This window comes from Nonomuraea sp. bgisy101 (assembly GCF_057708945.1).
In genome coordinates this window covers 15,011-33,231 of sequence record NZ_JBYITD010000053.1, presented here as the reverse complement: position 1 = coordinate 33,231, position 18,221 = coordinate 15,011, and the positions used below count along the sequence as shown (strand labels likewise).

At 71.6% G+C, this 18,221-nt stretch carries 15 protein-coding genes and 1 riboswitch; of the genes, 5 read left to right on the top strand and 10 right to left on the bottom strand.

Annotated features, from left to right (window positions below; genetic code table 11):
• Positions 1–330 precede the first annotated feature (330 nt).
• A complete protein-coding gene (locus AC3EO4_RS51055; protein ID WP_431903316.1) occupies positions 331–1,329 on the top strand; it encodes a DMT family transporter in 999 nt (332 codons plus the stop codon).
• A gap of 452 nt (positions 1,330–1,781) precedes the next feature.
• On the opposite strand, the gene AC3EO4_RS51050 is transcribed toward AC3EO4_RS51055, so the two are convergent.
• Positions 1,782–2,489 carry a CHAP domain-containing protein gene (locus AC3EO4_RS51050; protein WP_431903314.1) on the bottom strand — a complete coding sequence of 236 codons (708 nt, stop codon included), beginning with the start codon at positions 2,487–2,489 and terminating at the stop codon, positions 1,782–1,784.
• Positions 2,490–2,504: 15 nt separating this feature from the next.
• Positions 2,505–2,639, bottom strand: a riboswitch (cyclic di-AMP (ydaO/yuaA leader).
• A gap of 130 nt (positions 2,640–2,769) precedes the next feature.
• Here AC3EO4_RS51050 and AC3EO4_RS51045 point away from each other — a divergent pair.
• Entirely contained in the window at positions 2,770–3,210 is a 441-nt protein-coding gene (locus tag AC3EO4_RS51045; protein ID WP_379574463.1) for a tetratricopeptide repeat protein, read from the top strand.
• Here the strand turns inward: AC3EO4_RS51045 and AC3EO4_RS51040 are convergent.
• The gene (locus tag AC3EO4_RS51040) at positions 3,191–4,150 is read right to left on the bottom strand and encodes a Gfo/Idh/MocA family protein (protein WP_379574464.1); all 960 of its coding nucleotides are present in this window, start codon (positions 4,148–4,150) and stop codon (positions 3,191–3,193) included. The genes AC3EO4_RS51045 and AC3EO4_RS51040 overlap by 20 nt on opposite strands.
• 91 nt (positions 4,151–4,241) lie before the next feature.
• Positions 4,242–5,066 carry an aldo/keto reductase gene (locus AC3EO4_RS51035; protein ID WP_379574577.1) on the bottom strand — a complete coding sequence of 275 codons (825 nt, stop codon included), beginning with the start codon at positions 5,064–5,066 and terminating at the stop codon, positions 4,242–4,244.
• Positions 5,067–5,135: 69 nt separating this feature from the next.
• Here AC3EO4_RS51035 and AC3EO4_RS51030 point away from each other — a divergent pair, with 69 nt between their 5' ends.
• A complete protein-coding gene (locus tag AC3EO4_RS51030; RefSeq protein ID WP_379574465.1) occupies positions 5,136–6,104 on the top strand; it encodes a hypothetical protein in 969 nt (322 codons plus the stop codon).
• Entirely contained in the window at positions 6,101–7,270 is a 1,170-nt protein-coding gene (locus AC3EO4_RS51025; protein ID WP_431903312.1) for a DUF6716 putative glycosyltransferase, read from the top strand. Before AC3EO4_RS51030 ends, AC3EO4_RS51025 begins: the two co-directional genes overlap by 4 nt.
• A 10-nt stretch (positions 7,271–7,280) precedes the next feature.
• Here the strand turns inward: AC3EO4_RS51025 and AC3EO4_RS51020 are convergent, their stop codons facing one another.
• From AC3EO4_RS51020 to AC3EO4_RS50995, 6 genes are all read right to left on the bottom strand, one after another.
• A complete protein-coding gene (locus AC3EO4_RS51020; protein WP_379574467.1) occupies positions 7,281–8,642 on the bottom strand; it encodes an 8-oxoguanine deaminase in 1,362 nt (453 codons plus the stop codon).
• A gap of 76 nt (positions 8,643–8,718) precedes the next feature.
• Entirely contained in the window at positions 8,719–9,987 is a 1,269-nt protein-coding gene (locus tag AC3EO4_RS51015; protein WP_431903310.1) for an alpha-2,8-polysialyltransferase family protein, read from the bottom strand.
• Complete coding sequence (locus tag AC3EO4_RS51010) at positions 9,984–10,946, bottom strand: glycosyltransferase family 2 protein (RefSeq protein ID WP_379574469.1); 963 nt, start codon at positions 10,944–10,946, stop codon at positions 9,984–9,986. Before AC3EO4_RS51010 ends, AC3EO4_RS51015 begins: the two co-directional genes overlap by 4 nt.
• A 6-nt stretch (positions 10,947–10,952) precedes the next feature.
• The gene (locus tag AC3EO4_RS51005) at positions 10,953–13,013 is read right to left on the bottom strand and encodes an N-acetylneuraminate synthase family protein (RefSeq protein ID WP_431903308.1); all 2,061 of its coding nucleotides are present in this window, start codon (positions 13,011–13,013) and stop codon (positions 10,953–10,955) included.
• A gap of 82 nt (positions 13,014–13,095) precedes the next feature.
• Positions 13,096–13,770 (bottom strand): response regulator, encoded by a 675-nt coding sequence (locus AC3EO4_RS51000; RefSeq protein WP_379574471.1) that lies wholly within the window; start codon positions 13,768–13,770, stop codon positions 13,096–13,098.
• Positions 13,767–15,404, bottom strand: a complete 1,638-nt coding sequence (locus tag AC3EO4_RS50995) for an ATP-binding protein (RefSeq protein WP_431903306.1) — start codon at positions 15,402–15,404, stop codon at positions 13,767–13,769. The genes AC3EO4_RS51000 and AC3EO4_RS50995 overlap by 4 nt, the downstream gene beginning before the upstream one ends.
• A gap of 106 nt (positions 15,405–15,510) precedes the next feature.
• Between AC3EO4_RS50995 and AC3EO4_RS50990 the strand changes: the two genes are divergently transcribed.
• On the top strand, positions 15,511–16,839 hold the full coding sequence (locus AC3EO4_RS50990) for a cation:dicarboxylate symporter family transporter (protein WP_379574473.1): 1,329 nt from the start codon (positions 15,511–15,513) through the stop codon (positions 16,837–16,839).
• A 29-nt stretch (positions 16,840–16,868) separates the two neighbouring features.
• Here AC3EO4_RS50990 and AC3EO4_RS50985 read toward each other — a convergent pair whose 3' ends face one another.
• On the bottom strand, positions 16,869–18,197 hold the full coding sequence (locus AC3EO4_RS50985) for a sensor histidine kinase (protein WP_379574580.1): 1,329 nt from the start codon (positions 18,195–18,197) through the stop codon (positions 16,869–16,871).
• Positions 18,198–18,221 lie beyond the last annotated feature (24 nt).

The window sequence follows — 18,221 nt, the reverse complement described above, 5'->3', positions numbered from 1 at the left end:
TGCTACACACCCCCACCCTGGAAGCGGTCATCGCCTGGCTCGACGCGGGCAGGCCCGACCTGGCCGACCCCGCCGATTCAGCCGCGCGGATCGGCGAGGCCGTCCACGGCGTGATCGCCGCCGCACAGGGCGTGAGCCCGGACGAGTGAGCCGAGGCCCGGCGTGGCGTCCGCCGTGCGACTCGGCGTGGTGCCCGCCGTGCGGTTTGGCGTGGCATGCACCGTGCGGTTCGGGGTGGCGTCCGCCGTGCGACTCGGCGTGGCCCCCGCCGCTCAGCAGGGGGCGGCCATCCGCTGACCTGGGTAGCGGAAGAGGGAAGGAGGGGAGCGCATGGGAGGTCTCACCCGGCGGGAACAGTCCGTGGGTTCCGCCGCCGGCACGGTGGCCGGCCTCATCTGGGGCCTGGCCTTCCTGATACCGGTGCTGCTGCCCGGCTGGAGCCCGGTGGCCGTGACGGTCGGCAGGTACCTGGCCTACGGCCTGGTCTCCCTGGTGCTCTTCGCCTTCGGCGGGCGTGTTCTGTGGCGCCTGCTGCGGCGGCACTGGCGAGTGGCCCTGGCGTTCGCGCTGACGGGCAACGTCCTGTACTACCTGCTGCTCGTCGTCGGCATCGAGCTGGTCGGCGCGCCGGTCACCGACATCGTGATCGGCTGCATCCCCGTCACAGTGGCACTGCTCGGCAACGCGCTGTCGGGGGCCTACCGGTGGCGCTCGCTCGTCATGCCGGTGACGCTCGTGGCGATCGGCCTGACCGTGGTGAACGCGCTGGAGCTGGGTGGGGCCGCCCCCACCGAGGACCGGCCGCTCGGGCTGAAGGTGCTCGGCCTGCTGGCCGCCGTGGGCGCCGTCCTCCTGTGGACCTGGTACGGGCTGGCCAACGCGCGCTTCCTGAGCCGCCACCCCGAGGTGCCGGGCGGGGGCTGGTCCACGGTGATCGGCCTCGGCACGGGGGTCGTCACGCTGGCCGGCCTTCCTGTGGCCGCGCTGTCGGGCGAACTGTCGCCCGATTCCGGCCCGTCCGGGGAGAGTCCGGACCTGGCCGCGTTCGTCGTCGCCGTGCTCGTGCTGGGTGTCGTGGTGTCGTGGGCGGCCACGGGCCTGTGGAACGTCGCCTCGGCCCGGCTGTCGCCCACGGCCGCGGGCATGCTCATCAACGTCGAGACCGTGGCCGGGTTCGCCTACGTCTACGCGGCACGCGGCACATGGCCGCCGCTCGGCCAGGTCGTCGGGTTCGCCCTGATCCTCATCGGCGTGCTCAGGGTCGTCCGGCTGCCCACCACAGGGGGAAGACCGGCTGAGACCCGGTTCGGCCGCGCCGTTTTCCTCTGACGCGATGTCCTCTGGCGTGACGTTCCTCTGGCTCGACGGTCCTTTGACTCGACGCTCGTGAGCGCCGGGACGCCTGGATCGGCGACGCGGTGGCCGCGACGGACGCGGCGCGCCGCTGGACCGCATCGAAAGGGGTTCGACGGAGGGGGGACCTGGCCGGAGACGCCGGTCAGGGGCAGCCGGAGACGGGAGGGGAAGGTGTCCTGGACCCGCCGCGACCGGACGCGTGTCGTCGGGGGGGAAGGCCGGGGGAGGACACGGCACGTGCGGTGGGGGGAGGGGGCCCGCCGCTGGAAAGCGGGAGAGCCGAGGCGCCCCGCGTGGCGAGGGCCCTGACGGCGGCCGCCCCGGGTCCCGTGGTGGGCCCCCGTTACCAGGAGACGTGCCCGATGAGTCGTGGTTCGATCATCGGGCCGACCTGGCAACAGGGCCGGGGGAGTGCGGCGGAATCGTCAGCCCGAGTAGGTGGGGTAGCCGTAGCCGACGACCTGCGACGTGGGACGGACGCGCTGCTCGACGACGCCGTTGCCGGTGTTGCCCTCGATCGTGGAGATCGTGCCGTCGCCGTTGCCCTTCTCGACGAAACCGACGTGGTTGATGTCGTCGAGGCTCTTGCTGCCGCTCCAGGAGAAGAAGACGACCGCTCCGGGCTTGGGGGTCTGGCCCCAGCGCTTGTTGGCCTTGAACCACTTGGCGTGAGCCACGGTGTAGGCGTCCCAGCCGACCTGCGGACGGGCGCCGGTCTGCTCGCCGACCCAGGAGACGAACATCGCGCACCACGCGGCGTTGGCGTAGGCGGTGACGCTGCCGCCGTCCCTGGCGACGGTCTCCCTGGCGCGCTGCGAGTTGACGTACCAGTTCTGGAACTTGGTGCCGCCGCCCGCGGCGTTCTCCTTGATACCGATCTGCTTCTTGGCCTCGGCCAGAACCGCGGCAGCGCTCGGCATGGCCTTCGTCTGAGCCTTGCCGGCGGCGCTGACCCTGGCCGCGTCCTCCTTGGGCGCGCCTGCGAGGGCGGCTACCCGGGGGCTGTCGGCAAGCGGGAGCTTGTCGGCCTGAGCGATCTGGGTGGGTACGAGCGCGCCGGCGATGACGACTGCGCCCAGCGCGGCATGCGCGTAGTTGAGCTTGGGGGCACGGCTACGGCTGTGCTTTGCCATGTGAAGGGGAACTCCTTGCTAGCTTCCTGCCGCTTACCGGGTTAGCTGACGGGTTCGGACGCGAAGCTGCCCTACGGCACGATGTGCCGATTCACCCCAGAGAGATTGGGTCCCCGGTTCCGCGTGGTGCGGATTCAGCGGTCACAGGTGAACCTGTGATGATTGCAATGTCTGGCAATGTCCGGATTGCCCGGTTTATGCCTTGAGTGAGCCTAAGGTAATACATGAGGCAAGTAGCTTACAAATTGATAAAGGTCCGTCGATCATCTACGGTCAGGACATGTCGCCACAGGACCTGTTCAACAGGGGGCTGCGGGAAGACGGACACCGTCCGGACGAAGCCCGGCGATGGTATCTCCTGGCGATCGAATCGGGTCATCCCGCGGCCGCCCAGCGGGCGGCCTTCAACCTGGCGCTGATCGAGGACGAGAGCGGCCATCTCGACGAGGCTCGCCACTGGTACGGCAGGGCCGCCACACCCAGGGCGCAGTTCAACCTCGGCGTCCTGGAGGACTGCTGCGGCAACACCGAGGTCGCGCGCCGGTGGTACACCAAGGCTGTCGAATCGGGCCACCCGGAAGCGGCCCCGCGCGCCATGTTCAACCTGGGCCTGCTCGAGGACAGGGAGGGCAGGCCGGAGCGGGCCCGGGCCCACTTCCTCATGGCCGCGGGGTCGGGGCACGAGGAGGCCGCCGCCCGCGCTAGCGAGCGCCTAGCCTGATCCGCGCGTCCTCCAGCATCCGCATCATCGCCAGGCTCTCCTCCAACGGCATGATCGCGCTCTCCGTCCTGCCCTCGGCCAGTGCCAGCCGTACCTCGCGCACCTCTTCGGCGTAGCCGTTCATGGCCGGGTCAAGGACGAGTTCCTCGGGCTCGACGCCGGGCCCTGAGAGCAGGATCCGCTGCGGCGCCCAGAACGGCGCGGCGATGTCGGCCCGCAGCTCCGTCCCGACCACGGTCGCGGTGTTGGCCAGCGGGCTGAGCAGGGACGTGTCGAGCAGCGCCCGCGCCCCGCCCTCGTAGGTCAGCAGCGCCCCCACCTCGGCGTCGACGCCCGAGGGACCGAGCGATCCTGTGAGATGCGTCTCAGCCGGCTCGCCGAGCAGCAGCTGCGCCAGCCCGAACGGGTAGATCCCCAGGTCCAGCAGGACTCCGCCGCCCAGCGCGGGATCCCACAGCCGATGCCGCTCCTCGTACGGCATGACGAACCCGAACGACGCCTGCACAGAGCGCAGCGCCCCGAACCGCTCCTCGGTCAGCAGCCCTCTGATCAGCGGGTTGAAGCGCATCCACATCGCTTCCATGAGGAACACGCCAGCCTGCCTGGCCAGGTCCACCATCCGCTCGGCGTCGGCCAGGCTCGCCGTGAGAGGTTTCTCACACAGCACGGCCTTGCCCGCCGCGATGGCCGCCTCGGCCACCTCCAGGTGCTGGGCGTGCGGGGTGGCCACATAGACCACGTCCACCGCCGGGTCCTGGCACAGCTGCGCGTAGGAGCCGTAGGCCGACTCGGCCCCCAGCGTCGCCGCCAGCTCGGCGGCCCTGCCCTGGTCGCGGGAGCCCACGGCGGCGACCCGCATGCCGGGCTCCGCGGCGATGACCGCGCCGACCGTCCTGGCGATCCCGCCCGTGGCCGCGATTCCCCAACCCAAGTCACGCATGAGAGTCCTCTCTATCGGTGATCGATCTTCCCATCACCCCGGACACGCGTACGGCCCGCGCCCGGGGCGCAGGCCGTGGCCGACGGGCGGGTCAGCCCATCCAGTCGAAGGTGGCGGGGTCGGGACCGAGGCGCGTGCCCCTGTTCAGCGCGCCGATCGCCGCCATGTCCTCGGCGTCGAGGGTGAAGTCGAACACGTCGATGTTCTCCCTGATCCGCGAGGGGGTGACCGACTTGGGGATCACCACGTTGCCGAGCTGGATGTGCCAGCGCAGCACGATCTGGGCTGGCGACTTGCCGTGCTTGTGGCCCAGCGTGGCCAGCGCGGGGTCGTCGAGCAGCCCCCTGCCCTGGCCGAGCGGGCTCCACGCCTCTGTCAGGATGCCGTTGGCCTCGTGAAAGGCGCGCAGCTCCGCCTGAGGGAAGTGGGGGTGCAGCTCGATCTGGTTGATCGAGGGGACGATCTCCGTCTCGTTCATGAGCCGCTCGAGGGTCTCGATCGTGAAGTTCGAGACGCCGATCGCCCTGACCCTGCCCGCCCTGTAGAGCCGCTCCAGCGACTGCCACGCCTCGACGTACTTGTCCTGGGAAGGGACGGGCCAGTGGATGAGATACAGGTCGAGGTAGTCGAGGCCGAGCTTCGACAGGCTCGTCTCGAAGGCGGCCTCGGCCCTGTCGTGCTCGTTGTTCCACAGCTTGGTGGCGATGAACAGTTTCTCGCGAGGCACGCTCGAGCCGGCGATCGCGCGGCCGACGCCCTCCTCGTTGTAGTACAGCTTGGCCGTGTCGACGCTGGTGTAGCCGGCCTCGATCGCGGCTGACACGGCCCGTTCCGCCTCGTCGTCGGGCACCTGCCAGACGCCGAAGCCGAGTTGCGGTATCTGAACGCCGTCTGTGTTGAGCAGCAGCGAGTTCATGTTCATGCCTCCATTGTTCACTCCGCGTTAGCTGGCGCTTCGAGTGGGCGTCCTACCGTTGCGCGTGTCGTGAACGAACAGGAATCCGTGGCCTGGGTGGAGTCGCCACTACAGATGCTCTGCGCCGTCGAGGCCCACCACGCCGGGCTGCTGGGAGACCGGACGCTGGTGGTGCCACGCGCCGGGCTGCGCCCGCTCGCGGCCACCAGGCGTGAGCTGGTCACGCTCGACCTGCCAGAGGGGCTCGAGCTCGCCAAGCCCAGCGAGCGCATGCCACGCAGGCTCAACGCCGTCGGCGACGCCTTCTCCGGAAGGGTCCAACTGCGCTGGGTCATGATCCGTCCGGGCCGCGTCGTGATCGTCGACGACGGTCTCGCCACGATCAGGCTGCTCGAACTGCTGTCGGCCCGCCCTGTCAAGCCGCTGCTGCGGGCGCGCGCCACCCCGAGCACGTGGCGGAACACGCTCGGCCACCTGGCCGCCCGCAGGCTGCGCGCCACCGCCCGCAGGGGCGCGCTCTCCGTCTTCACCGCCCTTCCCGTGGAGGGCGAACTGGCCGCGGCCGTCGGGCAGGCGGGCGTGGAGCTGGCCCGCCACGACTTCGGCTGGCTGCGCAGTCAGCCGATGAGCACGCCCGGCCCCTCCGAGCGGACGGTCGTCCTCGGCACCTCCCTGGTCAGGAACGGCCTGGTGCACCGCGAGCGCTACCTGCGCTGGCTGACTGAGCTGGCAGAGCGGGAGCCGCTGGCCTACTACCCCCACCGCCGCGAGGACCCCATCGACCTGGCGGTCATCCGCGAGCGGCCGGGCATCACCGTCCACGCCCCCGGCGTCCCCGCCGAGCTGACGCTGCGGGGCCTGTCGGCCGAACAACGTGTGGTCAGCCTTCCCTCGACCGCGATCAGCTCGCTGCGGGTGCTGCTCTCCCCGCGCGGCGTCGCCGTCGAGCCCGTGCACGTGCCCGATGACTGGTGGACCAGCCGCGCGGCGCCTTCCCTCCGTTCGCACCTGCAGATGTTCACGGGAGTACCCAGTTGAAGGTCCTGGCCCTGGCCGATTCCGACTCGTACCTGAAGTGGGCGGCCAGCCTCCTGGACGACCTGCCTGCCGACTGCGTGACAGAACTGGCGGTCGTGCGCACCCCGATCACCCCCTCGCCCGAGCAGATCGCCGCCGCGGTGGCGGGGACCAGGGCCTCGACCGTCCCGGTCCTGTCGGCCAGAGCCCTCAGGCGTACGGCGGAGCGGCTGCGTCCCGACGCGATCCTCGTGGCGTGCACGGGCCCCGTGGTGGACGTGCTGGTCGCCGAGGTGTTCGACGGCCTGCGACCCAGGCCGGTCTTCGTCACAGGACTGCCCGGCATCTCGGTGCCGGCGACCGAGAAGGCCTGGCTGTTCCGCAGCGGCTGTGACCTGTTCGTCGTGCACAGCGGCAGGGAGGTCGCCGAGTTCGGTGAGCTGGCCGCGCGGCTCGGCGGTGGCGGCGCGGTGGGCCTGGCCAGGCTGCCCTTCCTGCGCGACGTCCCCTCCGTCGAGGGCGGCAACCGCGTGGTCTTCGCCACGCAGGCCAAGGTGCCGGGGCGGCGCGAGGAACGCGAGCTGATCCTGCGTTCTCTGGCGGCGCTCGCCGCCGCCCGGCCTGACCTGGACGTCGTGGTCAAGCTGCGGGCCCTGGAGGACGAGCGCCAGACGCACAACGAGCGCTACCACTACCAGCGGCTGTGGCGGGAGCTCGGCATCGAAGGCACGGTCAGGTTCGCGGCGGGGCCGATGCACGAGCACCTGGCCCAGGCCGCGGGGTTCGTCACCGTCAGCTCCACCGCGGCGCTGGAGGCGATCGCCCAGGAGGTGCCGCTGCTGGTCCTGTCGGACTTCGGGGTGAGCGCCGAGATGATCAACCTGGTGTTCGAGGGGAGCGGCGTCCTCGGCACGCTCCAGGAGGTGGCGGAGGGCGCCTTCCGCGAGCCCTCGCCCGGGTGGTGCGCGGAGAACTACTTCCACCCCGCCGGCCGCAGCGACTGGGTGGCGCTGCTCACCGCGCTGGTCATCGGGCCGCGCACGCCCGCGCGGTCCCTGCTCGACGGGCCGGAACACGTGGCCGCGCGGCGCCGCGCCCGCCTGCGGGTGGAGGTGCCACCCCAGGTGCTGCGGGTCGGCTACCGCGCCAAGCGCAAGGTCCGCCGCTACATCAGGTCGTTCACCTGACGCCCCAGCGTCAGCCGGCGAGCCGCTGCATCCTGGCGGCGGCCGCCCGGTGCCGGCGCAGCACGTCCTCCACGCCCTGCGCGGTCAGCAGCCCGTCCCGCACGAGCGCCCGGCCCGCGATCAGCGTGTGCCTGGCCGAGGCGGGCCCGCACCGCAGCCACGCCTCCACCGGGTCGGTCAGCGCGCCCGCGTAGGCCGGCCCCTCCAGTGGCCAGCACACCAGGTCGCCCACGGCGCCCGGCTCCAGCACGCCGAGTTCGCCGGAGCGCCCCAGGCACGCCGCGCCGCCGCGCGTGGCCAGGTCGAGCACGTCACGGGCGGTCATCCCCGTGGGGCCGAGCCGTTGGCGGCCGAGCAGCAGCGCCGTACGGGCCTCGAGCCAGAGCGAGGCGGAGTCGGTGGAGGCCGAGCCGTCGCATCCCAGCCCGACCGGCACTCCCGCCGCCCTGAACTCGCGGACGGGCGCGAAGCCGCCTCCGCCGATCAGCATGTTCGACGAAGGGCAGTGCGCCACTCCCACACCCGCCGCCCCGAGCCTGGCGATCTCCCCGTCCGAGGGGTAGATGCAGTGCGCCACCCACGACCTGCCGGTCAGCCATCCGACCTCCTCGAACTGCTCCACCGGCCGCCTGCCGAACCGCTCCATGCAGTAGGCGTCCTCGTCGGGATCCTCCGCCAGGTGGGTGTGCAGCCGCACGTCCAGGGACTCGGCCAGCTCCGCGGCCCGCCGCATCAGGGAGGGGCTGACGCTGAACGGCGAGCACGGCGCGATCGCCACCCGCACCATCGCCCCGTGGGAGGGGTCGTGGTGCAGCTTCACCAGGCGCTCGCTGTCGGCGAGGATCTCCTCCTCGTCCTGCACGACCGAGTCGGGCGGCAGGCCGCCGTCCTTGACCGACAGGCTCATCGAGCCGCGCGTCGGATGGAACCTGAACCCCAGCTCCCTCGCCGCCTGGATCTCCGCCGACCACAGGTCGCCGTCCCCCGCGACGTAGAGGTGGTCGGTGGAGGTCGTGCAGCCGCCCAGCGCCAGCTCCGCCAGGCCCACCCACGCCGAGAGGTAGCTCGCCTCCTCGTCCAGGCCGGCCCACAGCGGGTACAGGCCGGTCAGCCACTCGAACAGGCTGCCGTTGACGACCGGCGCGTAGGACCTGGTGAGGTTCTGGTAGATGTGATGATGGGTGTTGACCAGCCCGGGGGTCACCAGGCAGCCGGAGGCGTCGAGGATCTCCACAGCTCGCGGTTCCTCGCCGGCGCCCACGCCGCTGACCAGGCCGCCGGTGACGGCGACCCAGCCGCCCGCCAGCTCTCGCCTGTCGTCGTCGCAGGTCGCCACCAGGACGGCGTTCCTGACCAGCAGATCGTGGACCATCTCAGGCGCCCCTCTCCTCGTGTGCGCCTGTGGTCGTACCCGGTCCTGCGGCCCCGCACCCGGGGCAGGAGGCGGATCAGCCGAGGGTGCGCGAGAGGCGGCGGCGGATGCGGCCGAGCGTGCCGGGGCGCTCGCCCTGCGGCAGCAGCCCGATCGCCCCCAACCGCTGCCGCTTGAAGTAGCGGCCGACGCCGTGCCCCGCGATGAACGCCTCCGCGACCGGCCGCAGCTCGGGGTAGGCCTCGCTCTGCATGCAGTACCCCACCGCCCCCACCAGGTCGGAGATCTCCACCGGCGGCGGCGCCTGCAGCGCCCCGTCGGCGGTCAGCCAGGGCAGCAGCGCGTCGACGACCGTCACCGGGATCCTGTTGCTGTTCTCGTACGGCGAGAGCCGCTCCAGCACCGTCGAGGTCCCGTGCGTCGCCACCTCGAGCCCGAAGTAGCGTGAAGCCGTCACCAGACCGGTCGAGAAGCACCCCACGACCAGGGCGGGCCGCAGCGCCGCGAAGCACACCTCGGCCGGCACGCTCTCGCCCGCCACGACCAGCCGTACCCCCAGCTCGTCGGCGCAGGCCCGCAGCAACTGCGTGTGGCGGCGGCCTGCGGCGGGGTGCGGCTTGAACACCACGCTCCTGTGCCCGCGCGCGACGAGCCCGCGCAGCATCGCCTCGTGCAGGCCGTGCTCCTCCTCGGGCGTGACGATGTCGAGCGAGGACAGGTACTGCCCGAGGATCATCGCCTCGCCCGCCATCATGTCGGGCGCGGTGCCCGCCACCTGCCCGACCACCGACAGGAACGACTCCGGCGACAGGGTGGTGGCCGGCACGCCGTACTCCGAGAGCAGCAGCGGCCTCAGCCCGGGGACCAGGTCCAGGTGCAGCAGGCGGGTGACGCGCCGGAAGATCTCGGCCGGCAGCGGGTCACGGGTGGGACCGTAGCTCATGAGCCCGTCGGAGTAGACGGTGATGGGGCAGTCGCGCACCAGCCCCGCGATCGTGCGCGCGGGCGGAACCGCGATCGACTCCAGCACCAACTCCTCGACCGTGTCCAGCCCGAGCGACGCGCTGATCAGCCGGCTCATCATCGGCACCTCGATGATGCGCGCCTTCCAGTCGGACGGGTGCAGCGGCGCGATGAGCTCGTTCCACGAACGCACCTCGTCGAAGCGGGAGCGCAGCGCCGCGAACCCCGGCGTCTGGTCCAGGGGGGTGGACACCTCGGGGACGGCCGTGTTCGTGGAGACGATCAGCAGCCTGCGCCCGCCCTCGCCGAAGTGGCCGGCGTCGATCGCCGCCGCCAGCGACATCGCCCCGAACAGCGTCGAGGCGTAGAAAACCCGCGTCACGGCTCCTCCCTCCGCACCCGCACACCGGCGGGGATCTCAGGCAGCAGCGCGCGCAGCGTCTGCTCGCGCTCGACGGACATGCGCGGCACGGCGTCGGCCACCAGCTCGGCGGGCAGTGCCCGCACCATCGCCGCGCCCCGCGTCTCGAACCGGCGCCGCAGCTCGGGCGTGAACCTGTCGGCGATCTCCAGGTGATGGGCGAACAGCGCGCAGAAGTTGCGCACCGCCTTCGGCGCGAACTCGGGCTCCAGGTCCTCGAAGACGAGCTCGAAGGCGTCGAAGAAGTGCAGCTGCCGTTCGTCGCCGATCTGGGTCAGCGACCCCGACACGCCCCTGCGGTAGAACAGCCCGGCCAGGGACACCACGCCGAACGAGGCCGCCTGCCTGTGCAGGCGCCAGATCCACGGCCTGTCCTCGGCCGTGTGCAGCGACCCTGGAAAGCGCAGCAGGTCACCCAGCGCGCGCCGGTAGATCCCGGCCCACGCGTAGGGGTAGTCGACCATCGTCCTGACGCCCGCGGGCAGGATCGCGTCGCGCGGGTCGAGCACCAGGCCCCGGCGCGCCTCCGGAGCCCGGTGCACCACCCGCTTACGCCCTTCGACCTGCACGTGGTCGACGCGGACGAAGTCACAGCCGAGCCCGTCGATCGCGGCGACGAGATCGGCCAGGTATCCGGGGGCGAGCCAGTCGTCGCCGTCCATGAACGTCACGTAGGTACCCGAGGCCAGCTTCAGCCCCGTGTTGCGCGCGTCGGCCAGCCCGACGGGCGCCGGGTTGCGCACCAGGGACAGGCCAGGCACCTCCGACTCGGAGACGATGGCCGCCGTCTCGTCGACCGAGCCGTCGTCCACGACGATGAACTCGAAGTCACGCCGGGCGTTGCGGGCCAGCGAGGCGAGCGCGTCGAGGATGAAACGCTCGCCGTCGCGGACCGGTACGACGACGGAGAGGGTGATCACGCCTCGTCACACCGTGACCCTGCGGAGCCTGGCCTTCGGCGCCTCCTCACCGGGGAAGACGCGCTTGACGCCGTCGCCCATGGCCTGCTCGATGATCCTGATGTCGCGCACCAGGTGCTCGAGGCCGGCGGGCTCCAGCGAGGCGGCGTGGTCGGAGCCCCACATGGTGCGGTCGAGCGTGATGTGCCGCTCGACGGTGACCGCGCCCAGCGTGACCGCCGCCAGCGAGATCTGCAGGCCGCGCTCGTGGCCGGAGTAGCCGACGGGCACGCCGTACCGCTCCTTGAGGGTGGTGATCGTGCGCAGGTTGGCCTCCTCCGGCGGCAGCGGGTAGGTGGAGGTGGCGTGCATCATGATCAGCTTGTCGGTGCCGAGGATCTCGACCGCCTGGTCGATCTCCTGCAGCGTGGACATGCCGGTCGACAGGATCAGCGGCTTGCCGGTCGCGGCCAGGGCGCGCAGCAGCTCGTGGTCGGCGACGCTGGCCGAGGCGATCTTGTGGACGAGGACGTCCATCTCCTCGAGGAACTCCACCGACGGCACGTCCCACGGAGAGGCGAACCAGTGGAGGCCGCGCTCGTCGCAGTACTTGGCGATCTGGGTGTACTCCTCGCGGCCGAACTCGGTGCGCTCCTTGTACTCCAGGTAGGTCATCTCGCCCCACGGCGTCTGCCTGATCTGCGAGCGCTGTTCCACCGGCACGCAGATCTCGGGCGTGCGCTTCTGGAACTTCACCGCCTGGCAGCCCGCGTCCGCCGCCACGTCGATGAGCCTGCGGGCGATGTCGATGTCGCCGTTGTGGTTGATGCCGATCTCGCCGATCACGTAGACCGGCTCGCCGTCGCCGACCAGCAGGTCGCCGACGGCCACCGGCTTCGGCTGGCCGATCCGCAGCGACGCCCTGGTCAGGGGGGCGGGGGCGGCCGGCTCCTGAACCTCGGGCCTGGCCGCGAGCACCCGCTCGCACAGCTCCCTGACGGCGCCGTCGCCGCCGGCCCTGGTCAGCACGACCCGCGCCGCGGCCCGCACGCTCGGGTGCGCGTCGGGCACCGTGATCGGCCAGCCGACCAGCGACATCGGGCCCAGGTCGTTGACGTCGTTGCCGACGTAGGCGACGCGGGCGGGGTCGAGGCCCTCGATCGTCAGCCAGTCGCGCAGCACGGTCCGCTTCTCGGCCAGGCCCTGCAGGACAGGCACGCCCAGCTTGCGGGCGCGGGCAGCCACGACCGGGTTCTGCTCGGTGGACATCACCAGCAGCTTCACACCCGAACGGCGCAGCAGCGAGATGCCCATGCCGTCGGCGCGGCTCACCAGGACCATCTCGCGGCCCTCGGAGTCGACGTAGGCGCGGTCGTCGGTGTGCACCCCGTCGAAGTCGGTGATGACCGCGTCGACGTCGATCGGCTCGGGAAGGTCGACGAGCGGCGCGAGCGCCCTGACGATCTCCAGGTCCTCGGGGTCGTCGATCTCGATCGCGTGGCGGGTCGGGACCGGCTGGACGGTGACCTCGCCGAAGAAGCGGTGACCGTGCTCGCGCAGGCCGGCCGTCCGCATGACGTAGAAGGCACCGGTCTCGCGGAACTCGGCGGGCCTGTCCTGGCGCATCTGCCGCGTCGCCCGGTCGTGGTTGATCCCCGCGCCCTCGGGCGTCCAGAGGAAGGCGTGGTTCTGCGCGCCCGACAGCACCGCGTCGGCCTCGCCGTCCAGCACCTTGCGGACCGCCTCCGACAGGTCGGAGGGGTCGATGAACGCGCTGGTGCACTGCACGAGCACGACGATCTCGGGGTCGCCGCCGAGCGTGTCGAGCGCGTGCAGGACCGCCGACTCGCTGGAGGCGCTCGCGCCGCTCAGCTCGGCGGGCCGCTCGACGACCGTGGCGCCCGCCTCGCGGGCGGCCTTCGCGATCCCCTCGTGATCGGTGCTGACCACCACCTGGTCGACCAGCTCGGCGCGGAGCGCGGCCTTGACGGCGCGCGTCACCAGCGGGACGCCGCCCACCTGGGCGAGGTTCTTCAGGGGAATGCCCGCCGAACCTCCGCGGGCGGGAATGACGGCGAGGACTCGCAACGTGGCTCCTTGAATTGCTTGAGGTGCCAAGGAAGCTAGCCACGCCATCCGACCGTGCCGGGGATCGGAGCTGAACTCCCTGTTAACGTTGCGTGCGGATCCGGTAGAGGAGCTCAGGTCTGCCCACCCCGCCGTACTGCGGGACCCTGTCGGCCGCCCCCGTCTCCACCAGGTACTCCAGATACCGCCGCGCCGTCACCCGCGACACGCCGATCGCGGCGCCCACGGCCTGCGCGCTCTTGGCCGCCTTGCGCAGCTCGGCCGCCACCGCGTCCAGGGTGTCCTGCGTCATCCCCTTGGGCAGTCCCGAGGGTCCGCCCCTGAGCGTCGCGAGTGCCCTGTCGACGTCGCCCTGTCCCGTCACCTCGCCCTCGCCTGCCCTGAACTCCGCGTAACGCGTCAGCTTCTCCCGCAGGGTCGCGAAGGTGAACGGCTTGAGCAGATACTGCGCGACACCGAGCGCCACCGCGTTGCGCACCACCACCAGGTCGCGGGCCGAGGTCACCGCGATCACGTCGCACGACAGGCCGGCGGCCCTGACCGCCCTGCACACCTCCAGCCCGTGCATGTCGGGCAGGTAGAAGTCGAGCAGGATCAGGTCGACGGGCGTGGTCCGCAGGAAGCGCAGCGCCTCGCTGCCCGACCTGGCCACGCCCGCGACGGTGAAGCCGGGCACCCGCTCCACGTAGACGCGGTTGGCCTCGGCGGTGATCTCCTCGTCCTCGACGACCAGGACCGTGATCGTGGGGCCCGTCATCGGGGCACCTTCACCGTGAAGGCGGAGCCCGCCACCTCGATCGTGCCGCCGAGCTGTCGAACCGCCTGCCCGACCAGGGCGAGGCCGAGCCCCCGGCCGTCGCCCTTGGACGTCCAGCCCTTCGTGAACGCGGCGGTGTCGGCGAGGCCGGGGCCGTCGTCCTCGACCCTGATGACGAAGCTCTCCTGGTCGGCGTGCAGGTGCACCTCCACCCGGGTGGCCGCGTCGATCGCGTTGTCGATGAGGTTGCCCACGATCGTCACCATCTGGCGGGGGTCCAGGCCCAGGTCGTCGAGCTCGCTGTCGGGGGTGATGACCAGCTCCGCGCCCCGCTCGGCGGCCTCGGCCGACTTGCCGAGCAGGAGGGCGGCGAGCACGGGCTCGCGCACCGCGCCGACCACTCTGTCGGTGAGCTCCTGGGCGGCCCTCAGCTCGGCGGTGCCGAACGCGACGGCCTGTTCGGTCCTGCCCAGCTCGACCAGCGTGATGACGGTGTGGAGGCGGTTGGCCGACTCGTGGGCGGCCGCCCGCAGCGAGTCGGCGAAGCCGCGCTCGGCGTCGAGCTCACCGGTGAGCGCCTGGAGCTCGGTGCGGTCGCGGAGGGTGACGACGGTGCCGAGCCTGCTGGGCGCGACGTTGACGACGAGCACGCGCTCGCCGACCAGGTGCACCCTGTCCTCAGGCGCCACCTCGTCCTCCGGCGTCGCTTCCCTCGGGCGGGGCTCCCGCGACCCGGGTTGCCGTGACCCGGGCGGCTGTGACGCGGGTTCCTGTGACGGGGGTTGCTGTGAAGTGGGTCGCTGTGACGTGGGTTCGCGCGGGCCCGGGACGGGCGGGAGGGGGGCGACGACGTCGGCTATGCCGAGATCGGCGACGTGCCGTCCCTCGGCGTCGGACGGCAGGCCGAGCAGCGTGCGGGCGCCGTCGTTGCACAGCGTGAGCGTGCCGTCCTTGGCCACCAGCAGCAGCCCTTCCCGCACCGCGTGCAGGATCGCGTCGTGGTGCTCGTGGATGCGCCCCAGCTCGGCCGGTCCGAGCCCGTGCGTCTGGCGGCGCAGGCGGTCGCCGACCAGCCACGTGCCGCCCGCGGCCACCCCCAGCCCGAGCGCGCCCACCAGCCCCGCCCACGCTATCTGCTCGCGCAGCCTCGCGTCGATCCGCTCGACCGTGATCCCCGCGCTGACCAGCGCCCTGACGGTGCCTGTCGCGTCCTTCACCGGCGCGACCGCCCGCATGGAGGGCCCGAGCGTGCCCGTGTAGGTCTCGGTGAACGTCTCGCCCCGCAGCGCGCGGTCGATGTGGCCGAGGAACAGCCCGCCGATCTGCCCAGGGTTAGGGTGGGTGTACCTGTGCCCGCGGGTGTCCATGATCGTGATGAAGTCGACGCCCGTGGCCGTGCGCACCCGCTCGGCGTACGGCTGCAGCCGTACGGAAGGGGCGGCGTCGTCCAGCGCCGACAGCACGTCGGGTGAGTTGGCCACGCTCACCGTGACGGCCCGCGCCTTGCCCTCGGCCTCCTCGGTGAGCAGTTCGCGGGTCTGGATCAGCGTCAGCGCCACGGCGCCCGTGAGCGTCACCACCACGACCGCGAGCTGGAGGACCAGCATCTGCCGGGCCAGGCTCCAGTTCCGCACAGACGCCTCCTCTCTCCCGTGAACGAAACTTACGCAATAGTGACCTACATCACTCCCGGAGCGCATATTCGCACGAACAGCAGCCAAGCGTTCAAGGAGTCGCCCCATGCGTGACCGCACACGGTACCTGTACCTGGCGGTGATCCTCGCCGTCGTCGCCGGAGTCGTCGTCGGCTTCGTCACGCCCGAGGTCGGCAAGGAACTCAAGCCCCTCGGCACCGCCTTCGTCGCGCTGATCAAGATGATGATCAGCCCCATCATCTTCTGCACGATCGTGCTCGGCGTCGGCTCGGTCAGCAAGGCGGCCAAGGTCGGCAGGGTGGGCGGCCTCGCGCTCGGCTACTTCCTGCTCATGTCGACGGTCGCGCTCGGCATCGGCCTGGCCGTCGGCAACCTCCTCGACCCGGGCGCTGGGCTGCAGCTGACCGACGCCGCCAAGCAGGCCGCGGAGGCGGAGGCGGCCAAGGGCGGCGAGTCGAGCACCGTCGACTTCCTGCTCGGCGTCATCCCCACCACCCTGGTCTCGGCCTTCACCGAGGGTCAGGTGCTCCAGACGCTGCTCGTCGCCCTCCTGGTCGGCTTCGCCCTGCAGGCCATGGGGACCAAGGGGGCCCCGATACTCAAGGGCATCGAGCACATCCAGCGGCTCGTCTTCCGCGTCCTGGCCATGATCATGTGGGCCGCGCCGGTGGGCGCCTTCGGCGCGATCGCCGCGGTCGTCGGCTCCACCGGCATCAAGGCCCTGGAGTCGCTCGCGGTCATCATGGTCGGCTTCTACGCCACCTGCCTGCTGTTCGTCGGCCTCGTGCTCGGCCCGCTGCTGTGGGTGGTCGCCAGGATCAACCTCTGGTCGCTGCTGCGCTACCTGGGCAGGGAGTTCCTGCTGATCCTGTCGACGTCGTCCTCGGAGTCCGCGCTGCCCAGGCTGATCGCCAAGATGGAGCACCTCGGCGTCTCGCGCCCGGTGGTCGGCATCACGGTGCCCACCGGCTACTCCTTCAACCTGGACGGCACCGCGATCTACCTGACCATGGCGACGCTCTTCGTCGCCTCGGCCACCGGCTCGCCGCTGACGCTCGGCGAGCAGATCTCGCTGCTCCTGTTCATGATCATCGCGTCCAAGGGCGCGGCGGGGGTGACGGGCGCGGGCCTGGCCACGCTGGCGGGCGGCCTGCAGTCCCACCGGCCCGACCTGGTGGACGGCGTCGGCCTCATCGTCGGCATCGACCGCTTCATGTCCGAGGCCAGGGCGCTGACCAACTTCGCGGGCAACGCGGTCGCCACGGTGCTGATCGGCACCTGGACCGGAGAGTTCGACAGGCAGCGCGCCGTCGAGGTCCTCGCCGGCGAGGCGCCCTTCGACGAGGCGACGCTCCTGGACGAGGCGGAGGAGCAGCAGCAGCCGCCCGCCGAACGCGAGATGACGGCGGTCTGACCGGTCCCTTCCTGCGGCGTGGGCGCCCTTCATGCCAGAGGCAGCCTCAGCACGAAGCGCGCCCCGCGGGGACTGTCGGCCACCCTGATGTCCCCGCGGTGCGCCACCGCCACGTCACGCACGATCGCCAGGCCGAGTCCTGTGCCGCCCGCGTCCCTGCTGCGGGCGGCATCCAGCCTGGTGAAGCGTTCGAAGACCCGCTCCCGCTCGTCGGGCGAGATCCCCGCCCCGTCGTCCTGTACGGCGAGCACGGCGAAGCCGTCATGCGCGGTCACCGACACCGACACGAAGCTCTCGGCGTGTCGCTGAGCGTTGTCCAGCAGGTTGGTCAGCGCCCGGCGCAGCTGCATCAGGACGCCGTCGACCACGATGCCCTCGGTCATGTCGAGCCTGACGGGGACCTTGTCCACGCGGCCCGCCAGTTCCTCGCGCACCAGGCCCGGCAGGTCGATCCGCTCCCTGGCCACGTCCACCCGCGAGCCGATCCTGGCCAGGAGCAGCAGGTCCGTCATGATCGCCTCGAGCCTGTCGGTGTCGTGCAGGGCGCTGTCCACCAGCGCCTCCAGGTCGGTGTCCTCGGGGTAGAGCTGGGCGCTCTCCAGCTGCGCCCGCAGCCCGGCGATCGGGGTGCGCAGCTCGTGCGAGGCGTCGGAGGCGAACTGCCGCTGCTGCTCGGCCGAGCGTTCGAGCCGGTCGAGCGTACCGTTGATCGACTTGGCCAGCTGCGACACCTCGTGCACCCCCGGCGGCACCGTCACCCGCCTGCTGAGGTCGGTGGCGTTGACCGCGTCCAGCTCGGTGCGCATCGTGCTCACCGGCTGCAGCGTGCGGCCTGTGACCATCCAGGTCACCCAGCCCACGAGCCCGATGACCAGGATCACCTGGGCGCCGATGGCCAGCTCGAGGGTGCGGGTGGCCAGGAGGCTGGGTGTCGGCCGGGCCGCGTAGACCACCATCGAGTCGGGGGAGGTCGACAGCCTGATCGCGGTCAGGTGGACGCAGCCCGCCGCGCCGCAGGTGGTCAGGTTGACGATGCGCCTGCCGGGCGCGGGCATGACGTTGGCGAGCGGGGGCAGGCGGGCCGCGGCGCCGCTGTTGGCCACCACCCTGCCTCCTCTGGTGACGACCTGGAGCAGATCGACCTGGTCGACCGTGACGGGGATCGTGCCGGTGACCAGATGTCCCTCGCGCAGCGAGGCGGTGACGGCGGCGGCGGCGTCCCTGGTGTCCTTCCACGCGCCCGCGGTGACGGCGGACCGCGTCACGATGGCCCCCGCGAACCCGGTCGGGACCAGCACGAAGGCCGCGACGGCCACAGCGATGAGCGTGACCCGTCCGCGGAGGGAGCTCGCCCACATGCGCGACACGCCACGAGGCTAACG

Coding starts and splice junctions, on each gene's coding strand:
- AC3EO4_RS51055 (WP_431903316.1), top strand. CDS start 331: ATGGGAGGTCTCACCCGGCGGGAACAGTCCGTGGGTTCCGCCGCCGGC.
- AC3EO4_RS51050 (WP_431903314.1), bottom strand. CDS start 2,489: ATGGCAAAGCACAGCCGTAGCCGTGCCCCCAAGCTCAACTACGCGCAT.
- AC3EO4_RS51045 (WP_379574463.1), top strand. CDS start 2,770: ATGTCGCCACAGGACCTGTTCAACAGGGGGCTGCGGGAAGACGGACAC.
- AC3EO4_RS51040 (WP_379574464.1), bottom strand. CDS start 4,150: ATGCGTGACTTGGGTTGGGGAATCGCGGCCACGGGCGGGATCGCCAGG.
- AC3EO4_RS51035 (WP_379574577.1), bottom strand. CDS start 5,066: ATGAACTCGCTGCTGCTCAACACAGACGGCGTTCAGATACCGCAACTC.
- AC3EO4_RS51020 (WP_379574467.1), bottom strand. CDS start 8,642: ATGGTCCACGATCTGCTGGTCAGGAACGCCGTCCTGGTGGCGACCTGC.
- AC3EO4_RS51000 (WP_379574471.1), bottom strand. CDS start 13,770: ATGACGGGCCCCACGATCACGGTCCTGGTCGTCGAGGACGAGGAGATC.
- AC3EO4_RS50990 (WP_379574473.1), top strand. CDS start 15,511: ATGCGTGACCGCACACGGTACCTGTACCTGGCGGTGATCCTCGCCGTC.
- AC3EO4_RS50985 (WP_379574580.1), bottom strand. CDS start 18,197: ATGTGGGCGAGCTCCCTCCGCGGACGGGTCACGCTCATCGCTGTGGCC.